Origin of the sequence: Vibrio caribbeanicus ATCC BAA-2122 (assembly GCF_000165125.1) — a bacterium.
In the GTDB taxonomy this organism is placed as follows: domain Bacteria; phylum Pseudomonadota; class Gammaproteobacteria; order Enterobacterales; family Vibrionaceae; genus Vibrio; species Vibrio caribbeanicus.
In genome coordinates this window covers 1-18,687 of sequence record NZ_AEIU01000099.1, presented here as the reverse complement: position 1 = coordinate 18,687, position 18,687 = coordinate 1, and the positions used below count along the sequence as shown (strand labels likewise).

At 41.2% G+C, this 18,687-nt stretch carries 20 protein-coding genes; 12 read left to right on the top strand and 8 right to left on the bottom strand.

Annotated elements, in window-relative coordinates; all coding sequences use genetic code 11:
• The first annotated feature begins 9 nt into the window (after positions 1-9).
• The gene (cysC, locus tag RH40_RS16920) at positions 10-627 is read left to right on the top strand and encodes an adenylyl-sulfate kinase (protein WP_009602894.1); all 618 of its coding nucleotides are present in this window, start codon (positions 10-12) and stop codon (positions 625-627) included.
• 48 nt (positions 628-675) lie between these two features.
• Here cysC and RH40_RS16915 read toward each other — a convergent pair whose 3' ends face one another.
• Together RH40_RS16915 and zur are read right to left on the bottom strand one after the other, a co-directional pair.
• The gene (locus RH40_RS16915; RefSeq protein ID WP_009602893.1) at positions 676-1,137 is read right to left on the bottom strand and encodes a chemotaxis protein CheX; all 462 of its coding nucleotides are present in this window, start codon (positions 1,135-1,137) and stop codon (positions 676-678) included.
• 17 nt (positions 1,138-1,154) lie between these two features.
• Positions 1,155-1,613, bottom strand: coding sequence for a zinc uptake transcriptional repressor Zur (gene zur / locus RH40_RS16910; RefSeq protein ID WP_039954893.1), 459 nt, complete (start codon positions 1,611-1,613; stop codon positions 1,155-1,157).
• 800 nt (positions 1,614-2,413) lie between these two features.
• Here zur and RH40_RS16905 point away from each other — a divergent pair.
• The 4 genes from RH40_RS16905 to RH40_RS16890 are packed head-to-tail and all read left to right on the top strand — an operon-like array spanning position 2,414 to position 5,460.
• A complete protein-coding gene (locus tag RH40_RS16905; protein ID WP_009602891.1) occupies positions 2,414-2,659 on the top strand; it encodes an acyl carrier protein in 246 nt (81 codons plus the stop codon).
• Positions 2,640-3,995 carry an AMP-binding protein gene (locus tag RH40_RS16900; protein ID WP_009602890.1) on the top strand — a complete coding sequence of 452 codons (1,356 nt, stop codon included), beginning with the start codon at positions 2,640-2,642 and terminating at the stop codon, positions 3,993-3,995. The genes RH40_RS16905 and RH40_RS16900 overlap by 20 nt, the downstream gene beginning before the upstream one ends.
• Complete coding sequence (locus RH40_RS16895) at positions 3,995-4,717, top strand: SDR family NAD(P)-dependent oxidoreductase (protein ID WP_009602889.1); 723 nt, start codon at positions 3,995-3,997, stop codon at positions 4,715-4,717. The genes RH40_RS16900 and RH40_RS16895 overlap by 1 nt, the downstream gene beginning before the upstream one ends.
• Entirely contained in the window at positions 4,717-5,460 is a 744-nt protein-coding gene (locus RH40_RS16890) for an acyltransferase (protein ID WP_009602888.1), read from the top strand. Before RH40_RS16895 ends, RH40_RS16890 begins: the two co-directional genes overlap by 1 nt.
• Before the next feature lie 250 nt (positions 5,461-5,710).
• Here the strand turns inward: RH40_RS16890 and RH40_RS16885 are convergent, their stop codons facing one another.
• From RH40_RS16885 to RH40_RS16860, 6 genes are all read right to left on the bottom strand, one after another.
• Entirely contained in the window at positions 5,711-6,901 is a 1,191-nt protein-coding gene (locus RH40_RS16885; protein ID WP_039954892.1) for a hypothetical protein, read from the bottom strand.
• 709 nt (positions 6,902-7,610) lie between these two features.
• Entirely contained in the window at positions 7,611-7,850 is a 240-nt protein-coding gene (locus tag RH40_RS16880) for a DUF7660 family protein (RefSeq protein ID WP_009602886.1), read from the bottom strand.
• Positions 7,851-8,391: 541 nt separating this feature from the next.
• Positions 8,392-9,201: a class I SAM-dependent methyltransferase gene (locus RH40_RS16875; protein ID WP_009602885.1), complete on the bottom strand. Its 810-nt coding sequence runs from the start codon at positions 9,199-9,201 to the stop codon at positions 8,392-8,394.
• A 347-nt stretch (positions 9,202-9,548) separates the two neighbouring features.
• A complete protein-coding gene (locus tag RH40_RS16870) occupies positions 9,549-9,890 on the bottom strand; it encodes a hypothetical protein (protein WP_241209906.1) in 342 nt (113 codons plus the stop codon).
• Between the two features lie 136 nt (positions 9,891-10,026).
• On the bottom strand, positions 10,027-10,374 hold the full coding sequence (locus RH40_RS16865; protein WP_009602883.1) for a hypothetical protein: 348 nt from the start codon (positions 10,372-10,374) through the stop codon (positions 10,027-10,029).
• A gap of 225 nt (positions 10,375-10,599) precedes the next feature.
• Positions 10,600-11,025, bottom strand: a complete 426-nt coding sequence (locus RH40_RS16860; RefSeq protein WP_009602882.1) for a hypothetical protein — start codon at positions 11,023-11,025, stop codon at positions 10,600-10,602.
• 235 nt (positions 11,026-11,260) lie between these two features.
• Here RH40_RS16860 and dusA point away from each other — a divergent pair, with 235 nt between their 5' ends.
• From dusA to RH40_RS16825, 7 genes are all read left to right on the top strand, one after another.
• A complete protein-coding gene (gene dusA, locus RH40_RS16855) occupies positions 11,261-12,262 on the top strand; it encodes a tRNA dihydrouridine(20/20a) synthase DusA (protein ID WP_009602881.1) in 1,002 nt (333 codons plus the stop codon).
• A 158-nt stretch (positions 12,263-12,420) separates the two neighbouring features.
• Positions 12,421-12,630 carry an envelope stress response protein PspG gene (gene pspG / locus RH40_RS16850; RefSeq protein WP_009602880.1) on the top strand — a complete coding sequence of 70 codons (210 nt, stop codon included), beginning with the start codon at positions 12,421-12,423 and terminating at the stop codon, positions 12,628-12,630.
• 123 nt (positions 12,631-12,753) lie between these two features.
• Positions 12,754-13,395 carry a TIGR04219 family outer membrane beta-barrel protein gene (locus RH40_RS16845; protein ID WP_009602879.1) on the top strand — a complete coding sequence of 214 codons (642 nt, stop codon included), beginning with the start codon at positions 12,754-12,756 and terminating at the stop codon, positions 13,393-13,395.
• 166 nt (positions 13,396-13,561) lie between these two features.
• Positions 13,562-13,792, top strand: coding sequence for a hypothetical protein (locus tag RH40_RS16840; protein ID WP_009602878.1), 231 nt, complete (start codon positions 13,562-13,564; stop codon positions 13,790-13,792).
• A gap of 127 nt (positions 13,793-13,919) precedes the next feature.
• The gene (locus RH40_RS16835; protein WP_009602877.1) at positions 13,920-15,785 is read left to right on the top strand and encodes an assimilatory sulfite reductase (NADPH) flavoprotein subunit; all 1,866 of its coding nucleotides are present in this window, start codon (positions 13,920-13,922) and stop codon (positions 15,783-15,785) included.
• Positions 15,785-17,506: an assimilatory sulfite reductase (NADPH) hemoprotein subunit gene (gene cysI / locus RH40_RS16830; RefSeq protein ID WP_009602876.1), complete on the top strand. Its 1,722-nt coding sequence runs from the start codon at positions 15,785-15,787 to the stop codon at positions 17,504-17,506. Before RH40_RS16835 ends, cysI begins: the two co-directional genes overlap by 1 nt.
• Positions 17,499-18,263 (top strand): phosphoadenylyl-sulfate reductase, encoded by a 765-nt coding sequence (locus RH40_RS16825; RefSeq protein WP_009602875.1) that lies wholly within the window; start codon positions 17,499-17,501, stop codon positions 18,261-18,263. The genes cysI and RH40_RS16825 overlap by 8 nt, the downstream gene beginning before the upstream one ends.
• Positions 18,264-18,687 lie beyond the last annotated feature (424 nt).

The following is an 18,687-nucleotide window of genomic DNA, read 5'->3' as shown; positions in this document are numbered from 1 at the left end:
GGAGGTTTTATGACCACTACATCCGTTGCGAACGAAGAGAATATTGTTTGGCATCAGCACCTAATCAATAAGCAATTTCGCGCTGAGCAAAAGAAGCAAAAACCTGCTGTGTTATGGTTCACCGGCCTTTCTGGAGCGGGTAAGTCAACCATAGCGGGAGCATTAGAAACACGTTTAGCTAACGCGGGATTTCATACTTATTTACTTGATGGTGATAATGTACGCCATGGACTTTGTGGTGATCTTGGTTTTTCTACCCAAGACCGCAGAGAAAACATCCGTCGTATTGGTGAGCTAGCAAAATTGATGGCCGATGCTGGACTTATTGTGCTGTCTGCTTTTATTTCGCCGCACCAAGCAGAGAGAGAGCTAGTTAAAGATCTTCTTGAAGAAGGTGAGTTTATAGAAATTTACGTCAATACTCGTTTGGAAGTCTGTGAACAGCGCGATCCGAAAGGGCTATATAAAAAGGCTCGAGCTGGTGAAATTCAGCATTTCACTGGCATTGACTCTGAATATCAGCCACCGCTTAATCCTGCCCTTGAGCTGTTAGCAGGCGAGTATACCCCAAGCGAATTAGCTGAGCAGTGTATTGCGTTACTCAAAGAGAGAGAAATCATAGGTTAAAAAAACGCTTCCAATGGGAAGCGTTTTTAATGAAATGGGTTGGGATTATTACTCGAAACAGATCTCGATAAATGCGTTACCCCATTGAGAGGTAAAGGGCATCAGAATGATCGAGCCTTCACACTTGTGGCGAATGGTGTGCCCTTTGCCAGAGACAATTACAGGCGTTGCCATATCAAAATCAAAACCGCTTTCGGCAAGAATACGTTTTGCACCACCTGTCACCATATTAGTGATTTCACCCACCATGTCAGTGACTTCATCATTGAGACCATTGGGACGCTCACCGAGCATTTTTTGCATTATTTCTAATGCCAAGCTTTCGTCAAAGGTGATAGACATAGAGCCGCGGCTCTGTGGAGCGACCATACCTATTAAACCAGATACATCGCCACGGGCGATCTCATCTTTTTTTACACGTGGTTTCTGAGGCGTCAATTCCATAGAAGCCATCGTTTTTAACACGTTCATCAATGAGGCTAAGAACGGGTTTACAAATTCAGCGCGCATAATCTTCTTCTATATCTCTATTTTTCTTTGTCAGAGATACAAGCTTGGCAAGTACCGTGTGATTCAATCACGTGGTTATTAATGGCAAAGCCATGCTTCTCTGCATTTTTCGCTAGTAAAGCTATCAAGCTATCATCTTGAAGCTCAATAACGCTGCCACACCCGTCACAAATTAGAAGTTGCGAAAAGTGCTTGTGCGCATTACATGAAACACATTGAATGTAGCTATTGGTTGATTCAACTCTGTGGATGAAACCTTGTTCAAGCAAGAACTCCAGTGCCCGATAAACGGTAGGAGGTTTTGCTTGAGGTTCGCTTTGCTTTAACTCCTCCAAGAGCTCATAGGCACTTGAGGCCTTTGCGCTCGCGCATATCAATTCAAATACACGCTTTCTTTGAGTGGTTAAACGCACACCTCTTGCAGAGCATATGTCTTCAATTTGCTTCACTAACTGCTGGTCCAAACTTATCACCATTACCAATTGGACAATTTAATAATATACCATTTATTGCGGTTTATCGTCGCTGATTGGGTAACATCCTAACTTAATGCTATCCGACCACTATCTATAGTTAAAACAGTAAATAGGATAACTGTAACACCGTAACTTACATTATCTGGTATGAAAACGATACTTAAAAAGACAGTTTTCCTCGTTTCTTGTTTAAGAGATGTGCCAGAGATCGTTAAATCTTGTTTTGGATACTATGGTTTTGTCGTTTTTGACTGGGTGCGCCTCAGAGGTAAAGGCTTTCAATCATTGTGCATTGTGACTATCGATGATTGTTGCACTTCCATTGTCCTGATGTTGGATTGGACGAACTTTCCAAGTATATAAAGGGTTTGATAACTTCAAGGTGTGCCATAGGCGAGCTGCTCTAATTCACTTGTGCCCCATTATTGCTTTCGCCCAAACGCCCACGCCATCTTCCGGATGAATTTTGACCAAATATAACTAATCCGATAGCCAAAACTCACAAAGTCCGAAAAATGGCCGTCATTGTTCCGTTCCTACCTCAAAGCAACTCGATGATTTTTGCTCTACAAACTGCTCTTAAAGCTTAAAAAATTACAACGCGTTATAGAAGCATATCGTCTTGACCAAGTCTCTAAAATCTTCGCTAAAAGCGTTTGAGGCCTTCTGGGAGCTGTTTCTGATAGCAAACTCGCGTATTTACCATAATAGGAATAATGACTACTAAAATAATTTTTTTTTCATAGTTAATATGAGATAATTGGAATCTTTAATTAATCAGTCTCTAACTAGTGGTCGATATGAAAAAAATCATCTTAGAAAAATTTAATGAAGCTCTAGAGCAAATGGATGTAGAACAACGTTATGACGAAATCCCTGATGATCAAGTTCTACTTGATAGTGGTTTGGACTCTCTTGGCTTTGCAATTCTTGTTGCTTTACTCGAAGAAGAACTAGATTTAGACCCATTCCAAAAGATGGAAGATGCTGTCTACCCTACAACTTTTGGTGAATTTGTAGCTATTTATGAAAAATACTCAGCATAATTCCACTCGTTTGATTGAACTTGTAAAACGAGTACCTCTCAATAGAATTTTTCTTGAAACACAAGTATCATCCTACACGTATCATGATGTAGTGAAAATTAGTAAAAAGTTCTCCTTAGACTTCCCTCAACTTGCTGATAAAAACTGCGCCATAATTTCTCATGATCGTGAATCTTTAGCATTACTTCTTCCTGCAATTGACAGTATTTGTCGCAATGTATTGTTGCTACCCCAAGATACAGAAGGGCATGAAGATGCCTTCTATCAATCTGCTGATATCCAATACGTTATATCTCTATCTGAAGGGCAAGTTCAAGGAATCAAAGCAGTATCGGGGCCATCATCTGTTAATGACGACGAAACAAGATCCTATATTCTAGCGACATCAGGAACTACAGGTACCCCAAAACTGGCTAGCTACTCACTGTCAACATTACTCATGACTACGAAAGATAATGTTGAACGAGGGAGCGAGTTCACTTGGGGATTGACCTATGACATTAATCGGTTTGCAGGGTTACAGGTTTACCTTCAAGCCCTAGCCTCTGGTTCAACGCTCTCAGTACCTTCAAACGTAGCAAGCATGAGTGAGGTAATCATGCTGTTTGCAAGCTCTTCTGTGAATTGCTTATCGGCTACCCCATCTTTTTGGCGTAAACTGTTAATGGAACCTGAACATCTTCACCTTTCGTTCAAGCGAATAACCTTAGGGGGAGAAATCAGCAGCCAAAGCGTGCTATCTGCATTAGAACAGCGCTATCCTTCTGCAACTATTATTCATATATACGCTTCAACAGAAGCTGGCGTAGGCTTTGTGGTTAAGGATAAAAAAGAAGGATTTCCTTGTTCATATTTAACTAATGAATCTAACCTATCTTGCCAACTAAAAATTATTGATAGCAACTTATGGATAAAAAGTGCTAACGGTTGCTCTAGGTTTGTGAAAGGAGAGCTAGAGGTTAATGATGAAGGATTCATTAATACGGGGGATATGGTCCGTATTGAAAATGATAGAGTCCTTTTCCAAGGTCGGGAAAGTGGATCAATTAACGTTGGTGGTAATAAAGTAATGCCCGAAAAAGTGGAGTCTGTACTTGAACAGCATCCATATGTCGTTATGGCAAAGGTTTTCTCCAAAGCCAACCCAGTACTTGGTTCTCTTGTCGCTTGTGAGATTATTATTGATGAGAGTGCAAAAGAATACTCATCTAAAGAGATTAAACGAGAAGTTTTATCATTCAGTAAAAAAGGTCTTCAGTCATTTGAGGTGCCAGCATTGATTAAAGTTGTTGATTCGATAAAAACCAATGCGACAGGTAAAAAAGTGAGAAGTTAATGAAAAATGTAATAATTACAGGCTGTGCCAAAGGACTTGGGTTAGAAACATCAAAAATGCTTTCTGAAGCAGGATATAAAGTACTTGGTATAAGCCGCACGCCAACGGATGAGTACCAGCAACTACAAGACAGTAATCCAGAGGCAGTATTCTTTTATCAATATGATTTTTCTGAAGTAAAAGATATATCAATGTTGGTTAAGAAGATCACTAAAGAACACGGGCATATTTTTGGGTTAATCAATAACGCTGCTCTTGGTCATGATGGTGTATTAGCAACTATGCATGAATCTGATATTTCGTCACTCCTGAAAGTCAATGTTGAAGCTCCTATCCTACTGACAAAGTATGTATCTCGCTCTATGTTACTAAATCGTGGTGGCCGTATTGTTAATGTTGGTTCAATTATTGGCTCTACAGGTTTCAATGGTTTGAGTGTTTATGGCGCTACCAAGTCAGCTCTCGGTGGTTTTACAAAATCTTTAGCTCGAGAGTTAGGTAGATCTCAGATCACAGTTAATACGCTCGCACCTGGTTATATGGAAACAAATATGACTGGAGGCTTAGTTGGTGACAAGCTTGAAAAAATCAAAAGACGCAGTTGCTTGGGTCGTCTAGCAAATGTAAAAGATGCTGCTAGCATGGCTTTGTTCCTGCTGTCTGAAGATGCTGCGGGCGTTACAGGTGCTACCTTTACCGTTGATGCAGGGAGTACCGCGTAATGATACATCCAAGTGCTATTATCTCACCAAATGCAAAAATTGGAAATAATGTAACAATTGGCGCATTTTGTATTATCCATGATTTTGTGGAAATTGGTGATAACTCAACGATAGATAATTATTGTGAATTAGGAATTCCTACACCGTTAGCTAACAGTGACGCCTTAATTATTGGTGACAACTCAAGAATTAGAAGCCATAGCTGTTTATACACTGGATCTAACATTGGTCATAATTTTGTATCTGGACACTATGTAACTATTCGTGAAAATAGCAGTATAGGTACCAACGTTCAATTAGGATCTCGGGGTGACATTCAAGGCGATTGTGAAATAGGTAATTTTACAAAAATGCATGCTGATGTTCATATTGGAAAAGCATCAAAAGTTGGACAGTATGTTTGGATGTTTCCTGAAGTCTTACTAACAAACGATCCAACACCACCAAGTGAAACTTTAGAGGGTGTTGTTATTGAGGATTTTGTTGTTCTGGCTTCTAAAGTCTTAATACTTCCTGGTGTTATAGTTGGTAAAGATTCTGTAGTCGCAGCAGGTAGTGTTGTTAAAAATAATATTGATACCGGTTTGGTTTTTTCAGGGAACCCCGCTAAAAAATTGTGCAAGTCCAATATTCTTAGACTTAAAGGGAATATAAAACAAAAAGCGTACCCATGGAGGTATCGCTTTCATAGAGGTTATACTGATAGTGATGTTAAGGCATGGTTATCTGAAATCGATAGTTAACATAACACCCGTAGTGCGAAGGTTCTCAATTTAACGTAACGTCGCTTAATATGCACCTAAACCAATACTTTTGCTAGTGTGATGCTACTCATCGCACTAGCTCTTTACAAGTATATTTTTTCACACCCTATTTATTGATGGCTTTATGATTTATTAAAGCGCTGGCAAGGTTTTGTCCAAAGCTTTGCTATCGGGGCATCAAAAACGAAAATGCCCCAGAAATCCCTTAGGGCTCCTATATAAGCCTTATTCAATTGAATCCTGTCAGGCAATGTTGAGCGATTATTTCACGGTACTGACGTACACTTGCCTGGAAAGCAGGCTCTTGCAAGTCAGGAGCATCGGCAGGGGTCTCAATTTCATGTGGGTTGGGGTTGGTTTGTAAATACGTCAGCAACGCTTGCAAGTCGTCTTTATTGAGAAGACTGTTAACGGTGTATACCGCTTTACCGTTATTGGAATCTTTGTAGGATGATGTAACGTAAGTGTTAGTATTAGTATTGAGCAATTGCTGCAACCCTGCCACGTTACTTGGTCCAGACCAAACACTATCATGGGCTGACTGAGTGATGTTGTCTGCGAAACTATCACCCGAACTTGTGGATAGATTTAACCTACCAGAGAAGTTGACAGCATTACCTGCGACTCCATTCGTTAGCCCATTCGCCATAAGCGGATGATATTTGATAAAGACATTATCTTCTTGGTTGTTGGTATCGATAGCGCCTGAGACAGTGGAGCCATACTGGGCAACAAAATAAAACTCTGCTGATGAGCAGGAATGCTTTGCAACCAAAGGAGTCATAAAGAGAAATTGATCGGGAAAATATGTCTGTATCAGTGGTGCATTGAACGCTAATGGATAGGAGGCACTTCCTGTTCTCCAAGCATCTTGTTCTGGAGATGTCACCTGACCTAGTTTGTATAAATGACAATTTACCAATGTAGGGTCAATTACGCTACAAAAAGCGCTGGTGGGATCAATGTGGCCAGAATATTCTTCCGTATTATTATTAAATGGATCAACAATACCAAATACGGGCAAGTCTAGAGTTGTCCGGTGATTACCATTTTGAGCTATGCCACTGACTGTTATACTTCCTTGAGAGTTTTCATCTCTTTGGTATTGGACCGTGATTTGGCATGTATCAGAAGTAGCTAGATTCGCTCCCTGACATTGATTGTTGGTCACCGAAAATCCTGCTGCCAAACCTGACGTTTCTGTGGTGATGGTCAACTGAGCCGAACTGGAGTTTTCAATCGTAAATGTCGTTTCACTTAGTCCAGCGACATTGATGAGGGCGCGTCCCTGATTTGAAGACTGGTAAGTTAGCGTTGTGGACGGACTAGAGGGACTAGAGGTTTCTTTAGAACCATCACCTCCTCCTCCCCCACATGCGTATAAAAAAAGTGACAACAATATTATCCATATGGATTTCATATTCATTTCCGGTATCTACCTAAACTTATTATTACAATTAAAATGATGATTTTTCGTTAAAAAAAGGTGTTTTCTTCTTCGAGCTGTTTTGTCTAATTTCATGAGAAAAGAGGGTGCTCAAAATGGTCTTGATTGTAAATAAAAGCCTATAAAGGACCTATCAGGTATTACCCTGATTTTGATAGTCACATTATTAGAAATTGCAGTAAGCGAGTATGCAGCGGGGACACACACCTAAAGTATGGATATTTTCCCTCGGTAATTAAGCGAACGACAAAGTCGCTTGGTGATCACAAAGGTGTACTTTTGTGTACTCACATGCTTTTGTCCAGATTTGCGTTTTTTTGAATCTGAAATATGTATATTAACAAGACTGGGAGTATGAGGTAACTTTAAAAACTCCACCCCATTAAAGTGTCATTGTTGTCAGTATCTGTTGTTATCGACAATAGTAAGATTTTGAGTAACACCTAATGAAGCCTGAAAACACCCACACATTCGCCGCAAATCGATTTTCCATTGCTCCCATGCTGGATTGGACGCACTTTTTAAGTATTTAAAGGGCTTTGTGACTTCAAGGTGTACCATAGGTGAACCGCTCTAACTCATTTCTGCCCCTTTCCGTGTTAGAACAAATGTTCTGCACCCCTTCGGGGACGAAAATTATTCAGGACACACTCCTGTAAAAATATCTATTCCCCAAAATAGCTCATTCATAAATTGTTGCTGCTTGCATAGCATCAGCGAATAACTGCCAGCTTGGTGAGTGTGATATTGAAATCTTTGCATTGTCATAAAAGGCATCAGAACTTTCAAGCCAAGCCGCCAATGCTTGAAGGTAATCCTGTGTGGACATGTTTTCCCAATTATCTGTATCTTGTTGAGCCAGAGAGTTCAACAACGCAATAAGTGCTTCCTTGGATTGTACTCTCTTGTAATCATTCTCCACTGGAGGTCCCATACATAATAAATCAGGGCACCATAATGCCGAAATGGTGAGATAACATCAATGACGAATAAGCATGCTCGCCAGACATAGAAGGCTTCGCTAACGTTGTGCTCAGTTATATCCAGAACCCTCACAGTTAGCACTTCTTAACTCAGAAGTGTCCAGAACCTTCACAGTTGGAATGCTGTAAATTAAAAATGCCCCATTGTTAGTTTCGCCAAAAAGGCCACTCTCTCGGTCAGATGGGTTTTGACTAAACATAACTAATCTGAAACCCAAAGCTCATAAAGTACGAAAAATGAGTATCAGAGTGCAGTTGTTAGTTAAAAGCAACTCGATGACTTTTGCTCTACAAACCGCTCTTGAAGCGTCACACACTTACAAGGCGTTATGGAAGCATACCGCCTTGAACAAGTGTCGAAAATCTTCACTAAGAGCGTTTGAGGCGGTCTAGTGGCTTTTTCTGATAGCAAACACACACATTTGCCATAATAGGAATAATGAACACCAGATTTCTAACGCCAAGCATTGCGAATCACTCTTAAACAGTTTGATAACTGACTTTTCTAGCGACCACTAAGCCATGATTGCTTGAGCCCAATAAAGTTGGCTCATCACAATTTATTAAGTGATAGTCTAACCAAGTTTGATATTGAGATGGCGTAAAGTTATTTACACCGTTAGATATATAGCGTCCAAAACCGTCTGTCGCAGAGTGTCCGATAACACTAAAACCTTTGTCTTGTACCAAACTTTCCACTTCAGTTGGTGTGGCAAAGTACCCTATGTTGAAAAATCTATCTGCTTTCGAGTTTGAAACTGTGCCATGTTTATTTAGTTCAATTAGTACTTCTGGAGTTACTAGTTCTGGAAATTGCTGAGCGAACAGTCCCGCGACAAAAAAACGAGATATGTAGGCAACTGCTAACACTCCATTCGGCTTCAAAATTCGAAATGCTTCGTTGATCGCCAGCTCTCTCTCATGTTGAGTTTTCAAATGGTAAAGAGGGCCTAGGATTACACAAAGATCTTGAGAGTTGCTTTCGATAAATGGCACTTTACATGCATTACCTTCAAACACTTTTAATTCGATGCCCTCAGATTTTGCTTTGGTGTTTAAAATATCGACTTGGTCAGGCACAAGCTCTACAGCTGTTACATCACAGCCCATTTTTGCAAAAGTCAAAGAATAGCGACCTGTAGCTGCTCCCAACTCACACACCGATTTACCATTTGACAAATAAGGCATTAGTTTATGCATTGTTGTGTCAAACTCTAGCTGTGTGATGTACTGTCGAGTTAGCCTTTCATCTTCATTTGCCCCCGTATACTGGGCTATAAGCTCTTCCAATGTTAATACTCCTTTTACCAGTTAACGCTTTCTATACGGCGAGATGCAGTATTTATACGTTGATTTATGCCTATTTAACCTTTCATGGTCAATATAAAATCAGAGACTTAAAGCGTTTTTTTGAATTTTAGATGGCAACATGTATTTTAATGTGAGGAATTAAATTTAACGTAACGTCACTTAGTGCGAACCCAGCCAATACTTTTTCTGGTGCGATGTTACTCATCGCACCAGCTCTTCACCAGTAAACTTGCCATACCTGAAGTTATTGGTGACTTACTAATTTAGTAAAACCACTGACACATTTTTGTCCAATTCCTATTTACAAATAGAAATTGGACATTTTATTAAAACAACTTATGACTTTTTAGTAGCTTAAGAGCATCAAAAGGAGTGGACAAATAGGCAGAGACAAACTTTTGAGTGTCCACAATACCAATAGAATTAATTTCTTGTTGTAAATTCTTGTCTCCTTCTAAAAGCTTTAACCACTCGTTTAGCGGTTCTTTATCTCCTGAATAGGCGACGTAATTTATCAAAGAGTTAGTATAGCTTTGACGTTCTTTAAGCGCACATTGTTGTGATGCATAGGCAAAGCCATATTTGATAATGGCTTGTTTTTCGGATTTATCTAAACCCGTAAACCACTGCGTATCGAGTGTTTTTGAATAATCAAAATCTTTTCTCATTGATTTACATTCGGACACTCGATTATTTAGAAGAGTATAATTGGATTCCATTTCAGTTTTGAGCTGTTTGGCCCAGACGTCAGGATTTTCTGCTTGGACAGATAGACTGCAGAGTATTAGGCTCAATGATAGATATTTAAAGTGCATTGTAGACACACTCCCAAAACTTTCGTTCTTCTCCTGACGTGTTCAGCGTCGCACTTAAAGCAATTTGTTCTAGACGTTCCCTCTTTACAGGCTCTATTGCCATGACCGTATCATGATATAAATTCCAATTATAGGTTTCTACATTATAAGAGGCTGACGCCAAGGAAAGACCTTTGTAGGAACCACGACCCGCAAAAATCTGAAAAAAAGGTATTACTTTCATAATTCGATCTAAGATCGTCGACATATCAGTAATGTGGTTCATTTGCTCTATATATGCCATGGTACGAGGTGAAGGTTTTAAGCCTTGTATTTTACAATATTCGCGTTTAGCCACTGTTTAGTCCTTTATTAAACTTGTCAGAGTTATCTTAACGTCTGATAAGACTGTTTGGGAAGACACAAAAATAACTGAATTTATAGTATTTTTAACTAAAAAGACGTGAAAAGGAATTTGTCCTGAACCTTCATAGATGACATTTCTGTAACTCAGAAGTGTCCAGATTTGCGCTTTTTGAATCTGAAATATGCATGGTAACTAGACTGGGAGTATGAGGTAACTTCAAAAACTCCACCCCATATTCCCAACATCCATATTGAGATCGGTCCCTTTGTCTGTTTTTGCTTGGTCTACGGAAACAGGCTTATCAGATTTTATCGTCAGTGATACTTCAGATTTACTCTTCATTGTTTGTGGGGCCAGTGGTTGATAAGGTTGGTATTGACTTTGAGCGGTCAATCCTCCGGCTTGATATCCAGTGTAACCGTGTTGCTCTGTTCGGTTATATGTCTCATTGGTTGTAATACCTAACTTGGTATTCTTGTCTTTTATCTTGTTCAGTTTCCCTGCCAACTGATCCACTTGTTTGCCTGCTTCTTCGGTTTGCAATTTCCATCCTTCAGGGATTAAAGCATCCGGTAGACTATTTACGAGTTGTTTAAATTCATCCCATAGCCAGCGTATCTTTTTACCCACCCAAGCAATCACTGCTGCCGCTCTTGGCCTAGATGTTTTCCGTTACTCTATGTATTTCGATGTACACATTTACCTAAAAGCAGTTTATTGCTGCATAGTGCTTTTTTATGAATGTTTTTAAAACTGTGTATAATCGGCTCACTAATTTTAACTAAGATGAACACAACAACGTAGCTTGCTATTTTAAAGTGTCATTGTTGTCAGTATCTGTTGTTATCGACAGTAGTAAGATTTTGAGTAACATCCAATGAAGCCTGAAAACACCCACACATTTGCCGCAAATCGATTCTCCATTGCTCCCATGCTGGATTGGACTGATCGCCATTGCCGATTCTTTCATCGTTTACTCACAAATGAAGCTTTGCTTTATACCGAAATGGTGACCACTGGAGCCATTATTCATGGCAAGGGTGATTTCTTGGCGTATAACCAAGAGGAACATCCTGTTGCGCTGCAATTGGGCGGTTCGAATCCGCAAGACTTGGCACAGTGCGCGAAGTTAGCGGAGCAACGTGGTTATGATGAAATTAACCTCAATGTAGGCTGCCCATCGGATCGAGTGCAAAATGGACGATTTGGAGCGTGTTTGATGGCAGAGCCTCAGCTGGTGGCTGATTGTGTGGCTGCGATGCGCGAAGTGGTCGATATTCCGGTGACAGTAAAAACGCGCATTGGTATTGATGACCAAGACTCTTACCAATTTTTGACCGATTTTGTCTCTATCGTTGCAGAGAAGGGGGGCTGTGAGCAGTTCACCATCCATGCTCGCAAGGCTTGGCTCTCTGGTTTAAGCCCAAAGCAAAATAGAGAAATTCCACCGCTCGATTATCCGCGAGCCTACCAGTTGAAAAAAGACTTTTCCCACTTGAATATCGCTATTAATGGCGGGGTAAAGACGCTGCAAGAATCTCAAGAGCATTTGGTGCACCTTGATGGCGTCATGATGGGGCGTGAAGCCTATCAAAATCCCTATATTCTCGCGCAAGTGGATCAATTGATTTTTGGCGCTGATAGTCCGATAAAAAAACGCAGCCAAGTAGTTGAAGAAATGTATCCTTACATTGAACAACAACTATCGCAAGGCGCGTACCTTGGGCATATAACTCGCCATATGTTGGGCTTGTTTCAAAATATGCCAGGCGCTCGCCAGTGGCGTCGGTATATCAGCGAAAATGCGCACAAACCTGGCTCGGGTATTGAGGTTGTCCAAACGGCATTGGCCAAAATTCCTCAAGAGTTGGGTGTGTAAATATCACCAACTAGATAGGTATTTTTTACCTATACTCACCTTTACTTTTAGAGCGTCATGAATGACGCTCTTTTTTTATATTATAAATCAATGCTTTAATATTTCTCTTTTGTTGGCATGATTAGTGTAGTGGTAATAAGGTCTGAAAGGAGAAAACCATGTTTGAACTGATTTTTATTTTGGTCTTTGCTGCTACTTTATTAGTCACCGGTGTGACGTTTGCGACTGTCATTGCAGGCGTACTGTTTTCGTTTGTCGTAATGCTGCTACTTGGTATGGTCGGCGTGGTGTTAAAACTACTGCCTTGGATTATCGTTATCGCACTAGGGGTATGGTTTTTCAAAACTTATGTGGCACAGCCGCGATAGTTAGCAAATAAAAGCTATTGATACAATATTATAGAAGTATGATGGGTTTTGACGCACAGCACACATCTAACATTCTGTTTTCCAACTATGATTAGGTGACGAAACCATGGAGGGAACGGTTTTATGTACGCCAAAGCGACGCTGGTCATGTTATCTATTGCCTCATTGCCGACTCAAGCCGAAGTCACAATAAACCTAGGGGCCGATCTATGGTTGGCGGATACTAAAGTGAATGAGGTGAGGCAAGATGCGGGTATGGTTCCCATTTTATATTCCGCGATATCCCATGATATTAGTTATCTCCCCAATGCTCAGATACGTTATCTCTCCCTCGATGAAGATTATATGGCGTTGAATAAACTCGATTTGAGTATTTATTACCCTTTGCTCAATCATGATTTATTGTATTTTGATGCTGGTGTTACTTTTACTGATTTGAGTAATACCAAATACGTTAACCCTGAAAATGGGGCGCGAGCCGACTTCAACAAATTGATCTGGGCTTGGTATGCGTATGCCGAAATTACGCTGCCGAACAGTCACTGGGATGTGATTGGTGAAATGAATTTTGGTGATAGCAGTGGGATTAAAAATACTGACTTAATGGCAGGGATGCAATATCGAGTGCCAATGGGAGATAGTCCAATGATCATTAAAGCTGGCTATCGAGTGATTGATATGGAGTCCAAAGACTTTCCTAGCTCAAAAGGTGATCCCATGATATTTGCCAACGGCTTCTTTGCTGGAGCAGAATATTCGTTTTAGTGATTCGCCTAATAAACGTGACTTATACCCTATATTTTCATTTCCTTCGGGTATAAGAAACGTTCTGTTATATCTATTCTTTATAACCTTGCTTTTCATTTAGCACTTTCTCATAGATTGACCATGCTTATTGAATAAGAGAGTTGTCGGTCAGAGAAGGATCACTATGACGATCAATGAACTTAGAAATCTCTATCGTGAGCAGCAGCTTGTGGAAGCCATCATTGAACCTTCGACTCGCGAAGGTAATTGGATTGTGGAGTTTCGTCATGCGCGTGGCGGCTTTGTGATCCTGACTGATGTTCACGGTGAGGAATGTCATTATGGCGATGTCGATCTCGCCTCCAAATCGGCGATGGCCGTGGGCTTCAAGCAGGTACGCGTTGAAGCTGATTAGCTCTTGTTGTTCGTCTCAGTTCCCCATTCTTATCTCAAAATGTTATAAAGCATAAGTTTATATTCTTTCTTGTTATTAGAAGCATTGTTTAACCTTACATCACGCAATGAATAGGGATGTTAGGTCTATGCCTTCGAATCATAAACTGTCTTCAACCAGTAAGGTTACATCTGGTGAAAGCTCACCTCAGGGAGTGGCGTCTATTTCTGCTCCCATCAATGAACAGCAACTCAGCCTCTTGCAACAAGGTAGTGCTGGCTTATCTGGACAGCAATTATCTTGGTTGAGTGGCTATTTTTGGGGGTTGGCTCAGTCCGGCTCGCTCGCTCAGAGTATCTCAAGCCAACCAGCGGAACTTGCAGTCGCTACTGAACCAGCGGGTAAGCTCACTATTATTTTTGCGTCGCAAACAGGTAATGCAAAGGGCGTCGCGCAATCTATAGAGCAGCAAGCAAGAGAGCGAGGAATCGCGGTTGAGCTTTATGACGCCGCCGATTATAAACCGAAGAATTTAGCCAAAGAGAGCCACGTAATTATCGTTGCGTCGACCAATGGTGAGGGAGAAGCGCCTGATAATGCGTTAGGTCTGCATGAGTTTCTTCAATCCAAAAAAGCGCCTAAGCTTGATCAACTGCAATATGCTGTTATTGGGCTTGGTGATTCAAGCTATGAATTTTTCTGTCAAACAGGAAAAGACTTCGATGCATTTTTAGCAAAACTCGGTGCCAAGGCTTTTCAGGAAAGAATTGATTGTGATGTTGATTATGAATCGGATGCACGTACTTGGAGTGACAATGCACTGCAAACGGTAGAGTCGATGCTAGCCTCTGCGACCTCAGCTGAGGTGGTCTCATTACCTCTTGGTCAATCAATCAAAAGCACGTTTACTAAGCAAAACCCATTCAGTGCAACTTTACTCACCAGTCAAAAGATTACCGGGCGTGATTCCAGCAAATCTGTCCACCACATTGAAATTGATCTTGAGGGCTCGTCGATCCAATACCAGCCAGGTGATGCGCTTGGTGTTTGGTTCGAAAATAGTCCTAAGCTGGTTCAAGCGATCGTTGAACGGGTTGGTCTTTCCGGAACAGAGCAGGTTGAGGTTGATGGGAAAGCGATGGCCCTGACGGATGCGCTTATCCAATACTACGAAGTTACCAGTGCCAACCCGCAGTTGGTTACACAATTTGCTAGCCTATCCAAGAGTAAAAAACTGCTTAAGTTAATTGAAGATAAAGAAAATCTGCGCCTCTATGCTGCAAGTACGCAGGTTATTGATGTGTTGGCAGAGAAGAAGAGCGCCTTATCCGCGCAGCAATTGCTCTCTATATTACGTAGGTTGACGCCAAGACTGTATTCGATTGCGTCAAGTCAAACGGAAGTAGAAGAAGAAGTGCACCTAACTGTAGGCTTGGTCGAATATCAACACGGTGACGAAAAGCGCTTTGGCGGCGCATCACACTTCTTATCCCAACAACTTGAAGAGGGCAGCGAGCTTAAAGTGTATGTAGAAAGTAATGATCATTTTAAACTCCCTGAAGACGATGATGTAGCGGTGATCATGATTGGTCCTGGAACGGGCATCGCACCATTTCGCAGCTTTATTCAAGAACGTGATAATCGCGGTGCCACCGGGAAAAACTGGCTCTTCTTTGGCGATCGTACTTTCACTCAGGACTTTCTTTATCAGGTTGAGTGGCAAAAATATCTCAAGTCTGGACTGCTCACTCGGTTGGATGTGGCATTTAGCCGAGACCAGAATGAAAAGTACTATGTGCAGCACCGCATTCTCGAGCAAGCCCAGCAGGTGTGGCAGTGGTTAGAGCAAGGTGCGCATATTTACATCTGTGGAGATGCGAATCGGATGGCAAAAGATGTCCATCAGGCTCTTGTCAGCGTGATAGAAACACAAGGTCAATATTCCCCCGAGGAAGCAGAAGCTTTTCTCAATGAACTTCGTAAAGCGAAACGTTACCAAAAGGATGTGTACTGATGAACAATAAGCAAGTGGTTCTTGGTAAAGAGCTTGGACCTTTGTCTGACAATGAGCGCCTCAAAGCTGAAAGTGATTTTCTGCGAGGCACAATAGATTATGATTTACAGTGGCCGATAACAGGTGGCTTTGAAGCGGATAACTTTCAATTGATTCGTTTTCACGGCATGTATCAGCAAGATGATCGTGATATCCGTAACGAGAGAGCTAAACAAAAGCTTGAGCCTTTGCATAATGTCATGCTTCGGGCACGGATGCCGGGTGGAATTATTACGCCTAAGCAATGGCTAGCTATCGATAAATTCGCCAGTGAGCATTCGCTTTATGGAAGTATTCGTATTACCACAAGGCAAACTTTTCAATTTCATGGTGTATTGAAGCCGAATATTAAATTGATGCATCAGACCTTAAATGATATTGGCATTGATTCAATTGCAACTGCTGGTGATGTTAACCGCAACGTATTATGTACAACCAACCCAGTTGAGTCTGAACTTCATCAACAAGCTTACCAGTGGGCAAAGAAAATCAGTGAACACTTGCTGCCTAAGACTAAAGCGTATGCAGAGATATGGTTGGATGGTGAAAAAGTTGAGACGACAGAAAGTGATGAGCCCATATTAGGTAAAACCTATTTACCACGAAAATTTAAGACAACGGTTGTGATCCCCCCACAAAATGATGTCGATGTTCACGCCAATGATCTCAACTTTGTCGCAATTGGAGAAAAAGGGCAATTGGTTGGATTTAATGTTTTGGTTGGTGGGGGCTTGGCCATGACTCATGGAGATACCTCTACTTATCCTAGACGGGCCGATGATTTTGGTTTTATTCCCTTAGATAAAACGCTCGATGTTGCTGCAGCCGTGGTATCCACTCAGCGTGATTGGGGTAATCGATCTAATCGAAAAAATGCGAAGACCAAATACACATTAGATAGAGTTGGTGTTGAGACGTTTAAACAAGAAGTAGAAAAAAGAGCAGGAGTGGAGTTTGCAGCAAGTCGTTTTTACGAGTTTACCGATCGTGGCGATAGGATCGGCTGGACTAAAGGCATTGATGGTAAACATCACTTGGCACTATTTATAGAGAATGGTCGCTTACTTGATTATCCCAATAAACCGCTAAAAACAGGGGTGGCAGAAATCGCTAAGATTCATCGAGGTGATTTTCGTATGACTGCGAACCAAAACTTAATCATTGCAGGTATCGATGAGAAAGATAAGGCCCAGATTGAACGACTAGCGAGAGAGCATGGGCTAATGGATGATGCGGTGAGTGAACAGCGCAAGAATTCAATGGCGTGTGTTTCATTTCCAACTTGTCCCCTAGCGATGGCTGAAGCGGAGCGTTTTCTCCCTAACTTTGTCACAGATATTGAAGCGATTTTAGATAACCACGGACTTGATCAACAAGACAACATTATTCTGAGAGTGACTGGTTGTCCTAATGGGTGTGGCCGAGCAATGTTAGCTGAGGTTGGTTTAGTGGGGAAAGCTCCAGGACGATACAACTTACACTTGGGTGGTAACCGCGCGGGTACTCGCGTACCTAAGATGTATAAAGAGAACATCACAGATAAGCAGATATTAGAAGAGCTCGATCATCTTGTAGGGCGTTGGTCAACCGAGCGCATTCAAGGTGAGGGATTTGGTGATTTTACCATTCGCTCAGGCATTGTTGATGAAGTCAAGGTATCAAAGAGGGACTTTTATGCTTAAGCCACAATTATCAGAATTGCTGTCACTTGGTAAAGCTGAGCAAGCACTCAGACTGGCTGAGATCAATGACATGCTTGAGTCATTGACGGCAAAAGAGAGAGTTGATTGGGCATTACAAAATTTGTCGGGTCAATTCGTTGTGTCATCAAGTTTTGGCATCCAAGCTGCAGTAATGCTTCATTTGGTCACTGAACATGCCCCCGAGATTCCGGTTATTTTAACCGATACTGGTTATCTTTTTGCAGAGACCTACCAGTTTATTGAACAACTCTCTAGCCAGCTAAGTCTAAACCTCGTTGTTTATCGCGCGAAACACGGCGCCGCTTGGCAAGAAGCAAAATACGGAAAGCTTTGGGAACAAGGTGTACGCGGAATAGAGCAATACAATCACATCAATAAAGTTGAGCCGATGAAGCGAGCTTTAGATGAACTTGGAGCGGGGACTTGGTTTTCTGGCCTTCGCAGAGAACAATCATCCTCTCGAGCAGGCTTGCCTATTCTTTCCATTCAAAATGGAGTGTTTAAATTTCTTCCAATTCTTGATTGGAGTAATAAAGCCGTTCACCAATACTTGGCAAAACATAATTTACCTTATCACCCGCTTCATAACGAAGGATACGTTTCTGTTGGTGATGTTCATACCACGAAAAAGTGGCAGCCAGGGATGAGTGAAGAGGAAACACGATTTTTCGGCTTAAAGCGTGAATGTGGTTTACATGAAGATGATTCCACAGAGCAAGATGGCTCGGGAATATAGTTTTCTTTGGAGATTGACAGAATAAAAGGGCCATATGAGTGGTCTTTTTTATTCATAATAATAAAAATGTGGATAACTCTGTGGTTATCTTGTTGGGTTTTTTGGGGTAAACATGAATAAATAGCTATTTGGGCGAAAGATCATCGTTTAAGCGTTATTTTTACATTTTTTTAAAAATATCACTTGCCAACGTGAGCGAGATCTCTATAATGCCTCCTCGTCGACAGGGCAAGGGCTCAATAAGAGAATCCAGCCAAGAGACAAGGCTAAAACAAAAAACGAAATAATTTAATAAAGTGTTTGACACTCAAGATTATCTCGCTAGAATGGCCGCCTCTTCCGAAGCAAATAGCTAAGAAGAAATGTTCTTTAACAATATAAACCTATCAATCTGTGTGGGCACTCGTTGATGATAATCCAACTT